Genomic DNA, 13,789 nt, shown 5'->3' on the forward strand with positions numbered 1-13,789 from the left:
GTGCAGACCGGCGTCAGTGCGCCCCCGCTGCCTTGTTCAGGTCGCTGTCCGTCCATTCAGTGTAGATACACGCGTCGGCAGCGGCCCAGCGCACCCGCACCGGATCGCCAGCCCGGAGCCGCATGCCGGTCGCTGAAAGCGCTTTGACAGTCATGGCAGTGCCGCCTGTGGTGACCACCGAACAGGTCTGGCTTTCGCCGAGAAAAAGCACTTCAGTGACCTTGGCACTCACCTCGTTCCAGCCTGCTTCAAGTGGTATGTCAGCAGCTTGTTCAACGCTCAGCGCCTGGGCTTTCTCCGGGCGAACCATCAGCAGAACGTCCTGATCAGTCTTCAGGCCAGGAGTCAGGCGAATCGCCAGCGCAAGGCCTTCAAACGTTGCCACGGCGTTGCCCTGTGCCTTGAGCCTGAGGAAGTTCGAGTTGCCGAGAAACGACGCAACGAAGGCATTTGGCGGGTCCTGATACAGGTCATAACCCGAGCCCAGACCGACGATTTTGCCGTGGCTGAAAATCGCGATGCGCTGGGACAGGCGCATGGCTTCTTCCTGATCGTGGGTCACATAGACGATGGTGATGCCCAGCCGACGATGCAACTGACGCAGTTCGTCCTGCAGGTCTTCACGCAGCTTCTTGTCCAGTGCGCCCAGCGGCTCGTCCATCAGCAGGATGCGTGGCTCGTAGACCAGCGCCCTGGCAATGGCGACTCGTTGCTGCTGGCCACCGGACAGTTGCGAAGGGCGGCGGTGAGCAAACTCTTCCAGCTGGACGAGCTTGAGCATCGCATCGACTTTCTTTTCGCGTTCGGCCGCAGGCAACTTGCGGATCGCCAGCGGGAAAGCAATGTTGTCGCGTACCGACAGGTGCGGGAATAGCGAGTAGCGCTGAAACACCATGCCGATGTCGCGCTTGTGCGGCGGCACATTGACCAGCGATTTGCCACTGACCAGAATCTCGCCCGAACTGGGCGTCTCGAAACCGGCGAGCATTGACAGCGTGGTGCTTTTACCCGAGCCACTGGAACCGAGAAAGGTCAGGAATTCGCCGTCCTGAATATCCAGGGAAATGTTGTCGACGGCGGCGAAATCACCGTAGTGCTTGTTCAGGTTGCACAGGCTGACCAGCGTTTTCTGATCCTGATGGGCGGGGTCTTTGATCACGGCACTCATGAAGTACTCCTGGCTTCGTTGCGGCGACGCAGGGTCGCGGCGATGAACATGATCAGCACCGACAGGGCGATCAGCAGCGTTGAGGCAACAGCGATGACCGGCGTCAGGTCCTGACGCAGGGTGGTCCACATTTTTACGGGAAGGGTTTGCAGGGTCGGGCTGGCCATCATCACGCTCAGCACCACTTCGTCCCACGAGACCAGAAACGCGAACAGTGCGCCAGCCATCATGCCCGGACGGATGCCGGGAAAGGTAACTTTGTAGATCGCCTGCAGGCGTGACGCGCCACAGATTACCGCGGCATCTTCAATGGACTGATCGAACAGTTTCAGCGAGTTGATGATCGAGATGATGGTGAACGGCAAGGCGACGATCACATGGCTGACGACGAAGGAAAACAATGTGCCGGTGTAACCGAGTTTGAGAAACAGGGCGTACACGGCAACAGCGATAATCACCAGCGGCACAATCATCGGCAAGGTGAAGACGCCGTACAGGAAATCGCGCCCGGGGAAACGGCCGCGCACCAGCGCGAAAGCGGTGGGCAGGCCCAGCGCCACCGAGGCAATGGTGGTCAGAATCGCGACCTTGAGGCTGGACATGGCGGCGGCTATCCAGTCCGGGTTGGAGAAAAACTGCTGATACCACTTCAGTGTCCATCCGGGTGGCGGAAATACCAGCCACTGTGATGAACCGAATGACAGCAGTACGATGAACAGGATCGGCAGCAACAGAAACAGCGCGATCAGGCCAGTGGTCAGGTACAGACCCGTACGCAGGCCTGGGCTCATGGCATTGGGTGTCAGGAGCATGGCGGTTTACCTCGCGTTACTGGCACCGACCGGCGATTCCGGCTGGAGCTTCAGGTAGAAGTAGAACAGCACCAGCGTAATCAGCACCAGCAACGCAGCGGCGGCACTGGCCAGCCCCCAGTTGAGGAACGACTGCACCTGCTGGACGATGAATTCGGGCAGCATCATGTTCTGCGCGCCACCCAGCAGCGCCGGGGTAACGTAGTAACCGAGCGACATGACAAACACCATCAGCCCCCCGGAAAACAGTCCCGGACGGCACAGCGGCAGGAATACCCTAAAGAAGTTGGTCCATGGGCTGGCACCGCAGATCGAGCCGGCCTGCAACACCATCGGATCGATGGCTTGCATGGTCGCCTGCAACGGCAGGACAATGAACGGAATCATGATGTAGCTCATGCCGATCACCACACCGGTCAGGTTGTGCACCATCTCCAGTGGCTGATCGATGATGCCCATCGCCATCAGCGCCTTGTTGACCACCCCGGACGCCTGCAACAGCACCAGCCACGAGTAGGTGCGCGCCAGCAGGCTGGTCCACATCGACAACAGCACAATGTTCAGAATCCAGCGTCCCCAGCCACGCGGTACCAGGGTGATGACCCAGGCCAGCGGGAAGCCCAGCAGCAGGCTGAACAAGGTCACCAGACCAGCGACGGAAAAGGTATTGAGCAGCACCCGCGAGTAAGCCGAGTTGGCGAACAGTTGTTCGTAGTTGCCAAGGCCCGGCACCGGCTCAAGCACACCGCGCAGCAGCAGGCCGATCAACGGGGCGAAGAAAAACAGTCCGAGAAAGATCAGCGCCGGAAGCAGATTGCGGCTGCCACGCCAGCGCTGAGCGAGGGAAGGGGATCGCTGCATGCTCGTCGCCTTGTCGTGTGCCGCACCGGCGGTGCGCGGAGCACCACCGGCCGGGATGGGTTGACGAGGAGCGACCGCTGTCATTTTTACTTGACCAGCCATTCGTTCCACCGTGTCGCAATGTCTGCGCCATTCTTGGCCCAGTATGCGAAGTCGAGAGTGATTTGATCGGCAACATGGGCGGTCGGCAGGTTAGGTGCCAGTGTTGAGTCCAGGCGCGCAACGCTCTGAGTGTTTACCGGGGCATAGGCACTGAGGTTGGAGAAGTCTGCCTGGCCTTTGGCGCTGGTTGCATTGGCGATGAATTTCATCGCGGCATCCTTGTTTTTTGCGCCTTTTGGCACGACCAGAAAATCAGCCATGACCAGGTTTTGTTTCCAGCTCACACCCACCGGTGCGCCGTCCTGTTGCAGCGCATAGACCCGGCCGTTCCACATCTGGCCCATCGCCACTTCGCCAGAGGCCAGCAGTTGTTGAGACTGTGCGCCGCCGCCCCACCAGACGATGTCCTTCTTAATGGTGTCGAGTTTCTTGAAGGCGCGGTCGAGGTCCAGCGGGTAGAGCTTGTCGGGGGCTACGCCGTCGGCCAGCAGGGCCAGTTCAAGCACGCCGGGGCTTGGCCATTTATACAGCGAGCGTTTGCCGGGGTAGGTTTTGGTGTCGAACATGGCGGCCCAGTCGACGGGTGGTTTGGCACCCACTTTGCTTTCGTTGTAGCCAAGCACGAAGGAGAAGAAGAACGAACCGGCACCGTGGTCGGTGACAAAGCGCTTGTCGATCTCGTCGCGTTTGATGGTGTTGAAGTCCAGAGGCTCCAGCAGGCCTTCGCTGGCGGCACGCAGGGCAAAGTCGGCTTCGACATCGACAACGTCCCACTGCACGTTACCGCTTTCGACCATGGCCTTGAGTTTGCCGTAGTCAGTGGGACCGTCCTGTACGACCGTGATCCCGCTGGCCTTGCTGAACGGAGCTGCCCAGGCTTCTTTCTGGAAGTCCTGGGTGGAACCGCCCCAGCTGACGAAGTTGACGCTCTCGGCGGCGCTCGCGGCGACACTCGAGAGAGCCAGCACGCCGGCCGCCAGAACTGCTGCTGCACGTTTGTTCAACACCATTTTCACGCCCTCATTTGTTGTGTTTTGAGCGGGCTTTTCTTGCCCGCGTAATCGGGAGCAGTAGGTCCAATGGGCCTTGAAACCTGGTACAGGTCAGGAGCTGTTATTAGTGCTGTCCCTTGGCGGGCGCGCCTGACTAAATCGTGATTTTATGGAATGTCATATTATGGTATTCCAAACTTTCTGCAAGCGTTTTGCCCTGTCAAAATGCCTTCATCGAGTGTTTTTGCGGTAAACCCATGCGGTTGCCGAGCGGAGGCCGTGGGGTGTGCCCGTGGTACTTTTGCCGGTCAGCCGGGAAACGGAATATTTTCAATCACTTCCAGATCGTAGCCGGTCAAACCTGCGTATTTCAGTGGCGGGCCGAGGTGGCGCAGTTTGCCGACACCCAGATCCTGCAAGATCTGAGCGCCAGTACCGACCTCGGAATAGATACGCGATTGCGAGCGAGTGTATTGGCGCGGCGGCTGGGTAAGTTGCGGAATTCGCTCCAGCAACGCTTGTGAGGATTCGTGGTTGGCCAGCACCACGACCACGCCGCGACCTTCTTGCGCCACCCGTTGCAGCGCGGCCCAGAGCGTCCAGTTCGACGGGCCGGTGTATTCGGCGCCGACCAGGTCGCGCAACGGGTCGACCACATGCACGCGCACCAGAGTAGGGTCGTCGCGGCGGATATCACCCATCACCATGGCCATGTGTACGCCACCTTCGATGCGGTCTTCGTAGCTGAACAGGCGGAAGGTGCCGTGTACCGTGGGCAGGTCGCGCTCCCCAATCCTGACGATGGTGTGCTCGGTGCTAAGCCGGTAATGGATCAGGTCGGCGATGGTACCGATACGGATTCCGTGTTTCTCGGCGAACAGTTCCAGATCAGGGCGACGCGCCATTGTGCCGTCGTCATTCATGACCTCGACAATCACCGAGGCGGGGGAAAAACCAGCCATACGTGCCAGATCGCAGCCCGCTTCAGTGTGCCCGGCGCGGGTCAGAACACCGCCGTCACGCGCGCGTAACGGGAAGATATGACCCGGCTGCACCAGGTCTTCCCGTACTGCGTGCGGGTTGACGGCGGCCTGAATGGTACGCGCACGATCTGCCGCGCTGATGCCGGTGGTCACGCCCGTTGTCGCTTCGATGGACACCGTGAACGCGGTGGCGAAGACACTGCCGTTGCTCGGTACCATTTGCTCCAGGCCCAGACGCTGGCAGTGCTCATCGGTCAGCGTCAGGCAGATCAGCCCGCGTGCTTCGCGAGCCATGAAGCTGATTGCCTGTGCTGAACAGCAATCAGCGGCAAGCAGCAGATCGCCTTCGTTTTCCCGGTCTTCGTCATCAACCAGCAAAACCATCTTGCCCAGGCGATAGTCTTCAATGATGTCTTCGATGCGGTCGAATGCCATGTTCAGTATCCCGGTTTTATGGGTAAACGAATCGTGGTATACCATAAGACAGAATATTTCACAGATTCCCCATCATTGAAACAGTGAGATCACGATGAAGGCTTATTGGATTGCACACGTCGATGTAACCGACCCTCAGCAGTACACTGAATACACCCAGCGTGCCCCCGCAGCGTTCGTGCTGTTTGGTGGCAAATTTCTGGCGAGGGGCGGGCGTTCCGAAGCGCTGGAAGGGCGTGCGACGCCACAACGCACGGTGATTATCGAATTTGAGTCCTACGAGCAGGCAGTTGCCTGCTATCACTCGCCGCAATACCACAACGCCATGAGCCATCGACAGGGCGCAGCCAAGGCCGAAATCGTGATAGTCGAGGGGCAGCCTTGAGCAGCAGGCAAAATCCAGGTGCGGTCCGGACTGCTTCGCCTGGAGCTGCACTTAACGAATAAAATGGACCTTGCCGGCGTCGTCGTTGCCGATGTAGATGCCATACACCCCCGCCTGACGCTCTTCGATATAGCGTTCCAGTATCTGGCGGATGGCGGGGTAATAGATGCTGTCCCACGGGATGTCTTCAGGGGCGAAGAATTGGTAGTCCAGGGTTTCCGGGCCGAACTGACCGGTGACTTCCAGGGCGATGGCACGGAACACGATGTAGACTTCGCTGATCCGCGGCACGCTGAAGATGGAGTAGGGCGAGACGATTTCGGCACGCACTCCGGTTTCTTCCCAGACCTCACGCAGCGCCGCCTGCTCGGTGGTTTCGCCGCTTTCCATGAACCCGGCAGGCAGTGTCCAGGTGCCGGGGCGCGGCGGTATGGCGCGTTGGCACAGCAGATATTTGCCTTCCTGCTCGATGATGCAGCCGGCAATGATCTTCGGGTTGACGTAATGAATGTACTGGCAGCCGCCGCATATCAATCGCGCGTGGGTATCGCCCTCGGGGACGCGCTGAGCCAGGTCAGCGCATCCGCATTGAGGGCAGAAGCGCGGTGTGACCATGTCAGCGCCCTATGCGGGGTTCTTTGAGTGCCACGGGCGCGATGATTTCGCGGACTTTGGTGTCTTCGTCCTGCTTGGATTTCAAATATTCCAGTGCCACGCGTGCGGCGTTGCGCACGTGATCGACCGAGGCCTGATGCGCGGCCATCGGGTCGCCGCTCTTGATGGCCTCGACCATGAGTTCCATTTCCTTGTTGCTCGCACCGCGGCGGTTTTCCTGGGAGACCGATGTGGCGCGTAGATAGCTGATGCGCGCCTGCAACTGACGCAGCTGTGTTGCGGCGACGTGATTACCGGAGCCTTCCAGCAGCACGTCATAGAAACCCTGAACCGAATCGATCACTTGCTGCAGCTCGCCTTCCTTGAGCGCCTGGCGATTTTCCTCCAGGGCTTTTTCCAGGGCGCGAATGTCCTTGGGCTTGGCGCGCAGGGTGAACAGCTGAACAATCAGGCCCTCCAGTACGCACCGCAGCTCGTAGATATCGCACGCGTCTGCCAGGGTGATAATGGCAACGCGCGGGCCTTTGGCATCGGCGAACTCGACCAGGCCTTCGGATTCCAGATGGCGCAGCGCCTCGCGCACCGAGGTGCGGCTGACGCCCAGACGGTCACACAGATCACGCTCGACCAGACGATCGCCCGGCAGCAGCTGAAAATTCATGATCGCGCTGCGCAGCTTGTCCAGCACAATCTCCCGCAGGGTGACGGGGTTGCGGTTGACCTTGAAGGTGTCATCGAGTGGCAGGCGTTTCATCGGGTGTGCTCGGAATGGGGCTGTCAAAGTAAAAACGTGACTGGAAACCGTGGCTGGAAACAAAGTCTCGCTCATGTCGGCAGCCCACGACCCACGCGGGCTGCTGCATGGCCCGGACGGATGAACCCGGGTCGCGGCCGAGTTTATCACGCCGATGCCTGCAACCACCAAAACCGCCCGGCGCAGCCTCAGACGATGGCTGGCAGTGCGCCCATCTTGCCGCGGTGATAAACCATTGGTGTGACTGGTACAGCGGGCAGGATCAGGTTTTTCACTGCGCCGACAATGATTGCATGATCGCCACCGTCGTATTCGCGCCACAGCTCGCATTCAATGATAGCGGTTGCCTTGCCCAGCAGCGGGTTGCCCAGCTCGCTCAAGTGCCACTCGATGCCTTTGGTCTTGTCCTTGCCCTTGCTGGCGAACGCATAGGCTTCGACCTGCTGGTCGGCAGACAGCAAGTGAATGGCGAATTTTTTGCTGTCGCGCAGCACCGGGTAAGTGTCCGATGCGTAGTTGGGGCAGAACAGCACCAGCGCCGGTTCAATGGACAGCGCACTGAACGCACTGGCGGTGATACCGACCAGATTGCCCTCGGGGTCCAGCGTGGTAACAATCGTGACGCCTGAAGGGAATGACGCCATGACTTCTTTGTAGATACTCGGTTCGATCATCGCAGCGGCCTCGTTAACGCATGACAAATGGATCAGGCATGGGCGCCTGCGAAAGGTTGATCCACACCGTTTTCAGTTCGGTGTAGGCCAGTACGGAGTCTATCCCGCTCTCGCGGCCGTAGCCGCTGTTTTTGAAACCGCCGATAGGCGCCATGGCTGACACGGCACGATAGGTATTGACCCAGATGATACCTGAGCGGATATCCCGCGCCAGTCGATGCGCGCGGCCCAGGTCACGAGTCCAGATTCCGGCGGCGAGGCCGAACTGTGAGTCGTTGGCAATGGCCAGCGCTTCGGCTTCGTCCTTGAAACGAATCACCGATGCCACCGGGCCGAACACTTCTTCCTGCATGATTTTCATCGAGTTGCGGTCGCATTCGAACAGCGTAGGTTCATAGAACCAGCCTTGGCTGTCCAGCTTCGGGCGCTTGCCGCCCAGACGCAGGCGTGCACCTTCGGCCAGCGCGTCCGCCACCAGGCCTTCTACCACGGCCAGTTGCTGGGCTGTGGCCATCGGCCCCATTTCGGTAGTTTCATCCTGCGGATTGCCGATCCGGATACGACTGGCGCGCTCGGCCAGGCGTTCAATGAACTCATCGTAGATTTCGTCCTGCACCAGCAGTCGCGAGCCAGACACACAGCTTTGCCCGGACGCTGCATAGATGCCTGCGACCGCACCATTGATGGCACTGTCCAGATCGGCGTCGGCGAAAACGATATTCGGTGATTTTCCGCCGAGTTCCAATGACAGTTTGGCGAAATTCTCGGCGCTGCTGCGCACCACGTGGCGAGCCGTGGCCGCGCCACCGGTAAAGGCAATCTTGCGCACCAGCGGGTGGCGGGTCAGTGCAGCGCCTGTTGTCGGGCCGTAACCGGTGATGACGTTGACCACGCCGGGCGGGATACCCGCTTCAAGCGCCAGCCGCGCCAGCTCAAGCACGGTGGCCGAGGCGTGTTCCGATGGCTTTAGGACGATGGTATTGCCAGCCGCCAGCGCCGGGGCCAGCTTGATGGCGGTCAGGTACAACGGGCTGTTCCACGGAATGATTCCGGCGACCACGCCCATCGGCTCATGCACGGTGTAGGCGAACAGGTCCGGCTTGTCGAGGGGCAGGGTGCCGCCCTCGAGCTTGTCAGCCAGCCCGGCGGTGTAATGAAAGAACTCCGGCAGGTAACTGACCTGACCACGGGTTTCGCGAATCAGCTTGCCATTGTCGCGGCTTTCCAGCTGCGCCAGATTCTCTTTGTTTTCGGCGATCAGGTCGCCCAGTTTGCGCAGCAGCTTGCCGCGTGCCGTGGCAGTAAGGCCTCGCCACGCTGGGCCCTCGAAGGCTTTCTGAGCAGCCTGCACAGCCCGTTCGACATCGGCTTCGTCGGCGTCGGGCAGTTGCGCCCACGGTTCAGCCAGCGCCGGGTTGAGGCTGTCGAAAGTCTTGCCGGACAACGCATCGACCCATTGGCCGTCGATGCACATCTGAAAGCGGGTAAGGCTCATGCAACTATCCCCTTGATCGAGTTGTGGGCAGTCGCCAATTTGTCGAGACCGGTTTTTTCAAAGAAGTCGAGTAACACCTGGTTGACCAGGCGCGGCGACTCAACCGGCATCATATGGCGTTGATCGGGCAGTATCGCGACTTCGGCACCGCTGATGCGCATGGCCAGCTCACGGGCCATTTCCGGCGTTGATCCAGGGTCAAGTTCGCCAGTGGCAATCAGGGTCGGTGCGCGAATATCGCCCAGATCTTCGGCGCGGTACATATCCTGGGTAGCAAACAGCTTGTAGGTAGTCAGGTAGCCTTGCGGATCGTTACTGGCCAGATTCTGCCGAATGGCCGCAATCTGCGCCGGGTTGGCCGCCTGATACTCACGGCTGAACCAGCGTGACAAAGCTTCGCCTGCGTTGGCGTCCGGCCCGTGCTCGGCGGCCTGGCTGGTGCGCGCAATGACGCCTGCACGCTGTTCAGGGCTGCGGTTGAACACGCTGTTGAGAATCACCAGCCCGGCGAGATGTTGTGAAAACTCCAGTGCGAACGCTCTTGCCACCAGCCCGCCCATCGAGAAACCGACGACCGTCGCCTGGGGCAGTTGCAAATGCTCGAGCAACTCACGAAGTTGCTCGGCATAGCCCGGAAGGCCAGTGTCCGGGTCCGGACGCGGGCTGCCACCATGGCCGAGCATGTCATAAGCGATTACCTGATAATTCGTGGCCAGGCCAACGATCTGGCCTCCCCACATTTCCTTGTTCAGGCCCACCCCGTGAATCAACACCACGGGGTGACCTTGGCCGGTAGCCAGATAGCTGGTACCCGCCGGGGTGTGTTCAGCGGTGAGCTGAATCATGGATCGCTCCTGCGCAGAGGTTGGAAGATTGATCGCAGCTTTTATGGATTACTGAGCCTTTTCGGCGGCCAGTTCTTCCAGGTCGATATAACGATTGCCGATCCGCGGGTGCAGGCGTCCGCCGTTGGCGGCACCGAGGACTACGATGATTTCGTCGGCACGGGGCGAATCTTCGATGTGCATCTCCAGCGTGATGTAGTGCGAGCGCAGGCCTTCATCATCCTTGTGCATCATCGGAATCTGGATGGACGTGCCTGGGCCACCGCGTTTGTTGGTGAAGCTCAGGTAGCTCTTGGCCTTGACCGCTTCACGGTAGTGGTTGCCAAAGCGCAAGGTATGGATCACCGCCGAAGCGTGTTCGATTTCGCCTTCCGCCCCGACCACTGCAGCCTTGCCATAGGCCTCGATGTTCTGCGCGCCGCCAATCGCATCGGTGAGGCGCTTGACCATCAACTCGCCCAATGCGGAGCAGTTGTCGCGAATCTCCGGTTTCAGGTCTTCGACGAAACCACGGCCCAGCCAAGGGTTCTTGATCACGGCCGCCAGCCCGATCATGGTGACCGGCTTGTCGGCGGCCTTGCCGCCCTCGATAAAGGTTTCTTCGGTGTACGTGACGATCTTGCGAATTTCAAAACTCATGAACGACTCCCGGAGTGAGTGCTTTTGTATTTCGTATGATGGTATACCATAAGATTGGGCGTGCAAATGCTTTCTTTGCAGTGAATACAGGGGCCGGGACTCATCTCATATTCCCGGATCAATACGCACGAACCGCTCTGGCTCGCGCTCATCAACGACCACTCGTCAGGTATGAAGGCAATCACTTTGAACAGGCGTCTTCTGGTCGTGACAGATATTCGGTGAGCCTTAAAAAGCCCTACCGAATTTTTCACCTAAGGAGACTCAGAACATGAAAGCCATCGTCTATGGCGGTCCGCGTGACGTCAGTGTCAAAAACGTACCGGATGCGAAGATCCAGAAGCCAACAGATGCTCTTGTCCGAGTGACCTCCACCAACATCTGTGGCTCGGACCTGCACATGTACGAAGGGCGCACGTCTTTCGAGACGGGGCGCATTTTCGGTCATGAGAACCTCGGCCAGGTGATCGAAGTCGGCGCCGGCGTCGACCGCATTAAAGTGGGCGACTGGGTGTGCCTGCCGTTCAATATTGGCTGCGGCTTTTGCGAAAACTGTGAGAAGGGCCTGACCGGTTATTGCCTGACCGCCAACCCGGGCAGCGCGGGTGCGGCTTACGGCTTTGCCGACATGGGCGATCATGAAGGTGGCCAGGCCGAGCTGTTGCGCGTGCCGTATGCCGACTTCAACTGCCTGCTGTTGCCTGAAGATGCTGCCGAGCGTGAAGAAGACTACGTCATGCTCTCGGACATCTTTCCTACCGGTTGGCACGCCACCGAGCTAGCCGGGCTGCTGCCTGGCGAAAGCGTTGCTATTTATGGCGCCGGTCCGGTCGGTCTGATGGCTGCGCACTCGGCAATGATCAAGGGTGCTTCGCAAGTATTCGTGGTCGACAACCACCCGGATCGCCTGGCACTTGCAGCGAAAATGGGCGCGACGCCGATCAATTCGCTGGAGCAGGGTGCGGTGGATCAGATTCTCAATCTGACCAATGGCAAAGGCACCGATCGCGGTTGCGAGTGCGTGGGTTATCAGTGTTGCGACCGTCATGGGCATGAGGCCAATCACGTTACCATGAACAACCTCGTGGCCTCGACCAAGGCCACTGGCGGTATCGGTGTCGTGGGTGTTTTCGTGCCACAGGACCCGGGCGCGCATAACGATCTGGCGAAGGAAGGCAAAATGGCCTTCGATTTCGGCTCGTTCTGGTTCAAAGGCCAGCAGATTCGCACCGGACAGGCCAACGTCAAAGCCTACAACCGTCGCCTGGCCGAGCTGATCCACCATGATCGGGCCAAGCCTTCGCAGATCATTTCCCATCGTCTGAAACTTGAGGAAGGTCCTGCGGCCTATCAGCATTTCGACGCGCGCGATGAAGGTTGGACCAAAGTGGTTCTCAAGCCGAGTGCCTGATTGCTGCAACTGATCAACCCCCTTGTCGCCTTTGGCCGTGCCCGGCGACAAGGGGCAGCGCTATTTTATTCAGTCAGTTTTTATTGAGCCAGGGAGATTTATTCAGATGAACGAAGAATACCCAAAGCCACCGTTTGCCAGTCAGCCGCAAGAGGTTCCAGGGTTGCAGGGCAAGATGGACCCTTATCCGGATTGCGGCGAAAAAAGCTACAAGGGCTCCGGGCGCCTGCAGGGCAAGATTGCATTGATCACCGGTGCCGATAGCGGCATCGGTCGCGCTGTCGCCATAGCCTTTGCACGAGAAGGCGCGCAGGTTGCAATCTCGTACCTGAACGAGCATGAAGACGCGGAAGAAACCAAGCGCTGGGTCGAAGAGGCCGGCAGGAAGTGCCTGCTGTTGCCGGGTGATCTGGCCCAGAAGCAACAGTGCGAAGACATCGTGAGCAAGACGGTGGCTGAATTTGGCCGTATCGATGTGCTGGTCAACAACGCCGCGTTCCAGATGAATCACGAGACGCTGGAAGAAATCTCCGACGAAGAGTGGGTCAAGACCTTCGATATCAACATCACTGCGATGTTTCGTATCTGCAAGGCCGCGGTCCCGCATATGCCGAGAGGTGGCTCGATCATCAACACCAGTTCGGTCAATTCGGACATGCCTAAACCGACGCTGCTGGCGTATGCGACCACCAAAGGCGCGATTGCCAATTTCACCGGTGGCCTGGCGCAGTTGCTGGGCGACAAGGGTATCCGCGTGAACAGCGTGGCCCCCGGCCCTATCTGGACGCCACTCATCCCGGCGACCATGACCGACGAAGACGTCAAAAGCTTCGGCAGCGAGACCCCGCTGGGCCGCCCAGGTCAGCCGGTGGAGGTTTCGCCGATCTATGTACTGCTGGCCTCGGACGAAGCCAGTTACATTTCCGGCTCGCGCTATGCAGTGACGGGCGGCAAGCCGATTCTGTGAATTCATAGAACGTTAGTGCGGTTGAAGCGGTGCCTGGCGGGTGCCGTTTCTCCCGCATCAGGCGTGATATTTCAGGCGCGATGTATGGTCCGGTGCCACTGCGGATACACACCTTTCCGGGTTTGAATAGGCATTGAAGCCTGTCGGTAAGCTGAACGGATCCAACTGTTGCAAGAAATTTCAATGCGTTAGCGGTGTCCATGTAAGACATCCCGTGTTCAGGCAGTTGTTAATGAAGTTCTCCAGATTTTCTCAATCCCTTTCGAAATGGGCCGGCAGCCCGGCCACTTTTGCTTCAGCCGTCGTGCTTATTTGTCTCTGGGCATTCACCGGTCCGTGGTTTCACTACAACAATACCTGGCAGTTGATCATCAATACGTCGACTACCATCATTACCTTCCTTATGGTGTTCTTGATCCAGAACACGCAGAACCGTGACAACGACGTCCTGCACCTGAAAGTCGACGAGCTGTTGCGCGTGACCAAGGATGCGCAGAACTCGTTGCTGAACCTCGACGGCCTCACGCAGAAGGACCTCAGGGCCCTGCGCAAGAAATACGAAGCCATGGGCGGCGAGCACGACATCGAGGCCCCTTTGCCAATGGCTGGTGCCGAGCAGCGAGTCTGATCGCTCAGTAACGCCGTTTTTTC

At 59.1% G+C, this 13,789-nt stretch carries 15 protein-coding genes; 4 read left to right on the forward strand and 11 right to left on the reverse strand.

What is annotated here, in order from left to right; genetic code table 11:
- Positions 1-13: 13 nt before the first annotated feature.
- The 5 genes from RYC18_RS25305 to ribBA form a co-directional block, all read right to left on the reverse strand.
- The gene (locus RYC18_RS25305) at positions 14-1,168 is read right to left on the reverse strand and encodes an ABC transporter ATP-binding protein (protein ID WP_057403996.1); all 1,155 of its coding nucleotides are present in this window, start codon (positions 1,166-1,168) and stop codon (positions 14-16) included.
- Positions 1,165-1,980 (reverse strand): ABC transporter permease, encoded by an 816-nt coding sequence (locus RYC18_RS25310; protein WP_016982079.1) that lies wholly within the window; start codon positions 1,978-1,980, stop codon positions 1,165-1,167. The genes RYC18_RS25305 and RYC18_RS25310 overlap by 4 nt, the downstream gene beginning before the upstream one ends.
- Positions 1,981-1,986: 6 nt before the next feature.
- Positions 1,987-2,943: an ABC transporter permease gene (locus RYC18_RS25315; protein WP_005743539.1), complete on the reverse strand. Its 957-nt coding sequence runs from the start codon at positions 2,941-2,943 to the stop codon at positions 1,987-1,989.
- On the reverse strand, positions 2,928-3,953 hold the full coding sequence (locus tag RYC18_RS25320; protein ID WP_005777631.1) for an ABC transporter substrate-binding protein: 1,026 nt from the start codon (positions 3,951-3,953) through the stop codon (positions 2,928-2,930). The genes RYC18_RS25315 and RYC18_RS25320 overlap by 16 nt, the downstream gene beginning before the upstream one ends.
- 290 nt (positions 3,954-4,243) lie before the next feature.
- Positions 4,244-5,353 carry a bifunctional 3,4-dihydroxy-2-butanone-4-phosphate synthase/GTP cyclohydrolase II gene (ribBA, locus tag RYC18_RS25325; RefSeq protein WP_316886995.1) on the reverse strand — a complete coding sequence of 370 codons (1,110 nt, stop codon included), beginning with the start codon at positions 5,351-5,353 and terminating at the stop codon, positions 4,244-4,246.
- A gap of 94 nt (positions 5,354-5,447) precedes the next feature.
- Here ribBA and RYC18_RS25330 point away from each other — a divergent pair, with 94 nt between their 5' ends.
- Positions 5,448-5,738, forward strand: coding sequence for a DUF1330 domain-containing protein (locus RYC18_RS25330; RefSeq protein WP_316886996.1), 291 nt, complete (start codon positions 5,448-5,450; stop codon positions 5,736-5,738).
- A gap of 51 nt (positions 5,739-5,789) precedes the next feature.
- Here RYC18_RS25330 and RYC18_RS25335 read toward each other — a convergent pair whose 3' ends face one another.
- From RYC18_RS25335 to RYC18_RS25360, 6 genes are all read right to left on the reverse strand, one after another.
- Positions 5,790-6,353, reverse strand: coding sequence for an NUDIX hydrolase (locus RYC18_RS25335; RefSeq protein ID WP_046832858.1), 564 nt, complete (start codon positions 6,351-6,353; stop codon positions 5,790-5,792).
- A gap of 1 nt (position 6,354) precedes the next feature.
- Positions 6,355-7,107, reverse strand: a complete 753-nt coding sequence (locus RYC18_RS25340; protein WP_002553605.1) for a GntR family transcriptional regulator — start codon at positions 7,105-7,107, stop codon at positions 6,355-6,357.
- A 188-nt stretch (positions 7,108-7,295) separates the two neighbouring features.
- Positions 7,296-7,781: a flavin reductase family protein gene (locus RYC18_RS25345; protein WP_316886997.1), complete on the reverse strand. Its 486-nt coding sequence runs from the start codon at positions 7,779-7,781 to the stop codon at positions 7,296-7,298.
- A 13-nt stretch (positions 7,782-7,794) separates the two neighbouring features.
- Positions 7,795-9,276 carry an aldehyde dehydrogenase gene (locus RYC18_RS25350; protein ID WP_316886998.1) on the reverse strand — a complete coding sequence of 494 codons (1,482 nt, stop codon included), beginning with the start codon at positions 9,274-9,276 and terminating at the stop codon, positions 7,795-7,797.
- The gene (locus RYC18_RS25355) at positions 9,273-10,121 is read right to left on the reverse strand and encodes an alpha/beta fold hydrolase (protein WP_316886999.1); all 849 of its coding nucleotides are present in this window, start codon (positions 10,119-10,121) and stop codon (positions 9,273-9,275) included. The genes RYC18_RS25350 and RYC18_RS25355 overlap by 4 nt, the downstream gene beginning before the upstream one ends.
- Positions 10,122-10,169: 48 nt before the next feature.
- Positions 10,170-10,760 (reverse strand): amino acid synthesis family protein, encoded by a 591-nt coding sequence (locus RYC18_RS25360; RefSeq protein WP_054077339.1) that lies wholly within the window; start codon positions 10,758-10,760, stop codon positions 10,170-10,172.
- A gap of 271 nt (positions 10,761-11,031) precedes the next feature.
- On the opposite strand from RYC18_RS25360, the gene RYC18_RS25365 reads away from it, so the two are divergent.
- From RYC18_RS25365 to RYC18_RS25375, 3 genes are all read left to right on the forward strand, one after another.
- The gene (locus RYC18_RS25365) at positions 11,032-12,171 is read left to right on the forward strand and encodes a glutathione-independent formaldehyde dehydrogenase (protein ID WP_002553610.1); all 1,140 of its coding nucleotides are present in this window, start codon (positions 11,032-11,034) and stop codon (positions 12,169-12,171) included.
- A gap of 106 nt (positions 12,172-12,277) precedes the next feature.
- On the forward strand, positions 12,278-13,138 hold the full coding sequence (locus RYC18_RS25370; RefSeq protein WP_002553611.1) for an SDR family oxidoreductase: 861 nt from the start codon (positions 12,278-12,280) through the stop codon (positions 13,136-13,138).
- A 232-nt stretch (positions 13,139-13,370) separates the two neighbouring features.
- Positions 13,371-13,766 (forward strand): low affinity iron permease family protein, encoded by a 396-nt coding sequence (locus RYC18_RS25375; RefSeq protein ID WP_316887000.1) that lies wholly within the window; start codon positions 13,371-13,373, stop codon positions 13,764-13,766.
- The last annotated feature ends 23 nt before the right edge of the window (positions 13,767-13,789 follow it).

The organism is Pseudomonas syringae group sp. 247E2 (assembly GCF_032587795.1).
Taxonomy (GTDB): Bacteria; Pseudomonadota; Gammaproteobacteria; order Pseudomonadales; family Pseudomonadaceae; genus Aquipseudomonas; species Aquipseudomonas amygdali.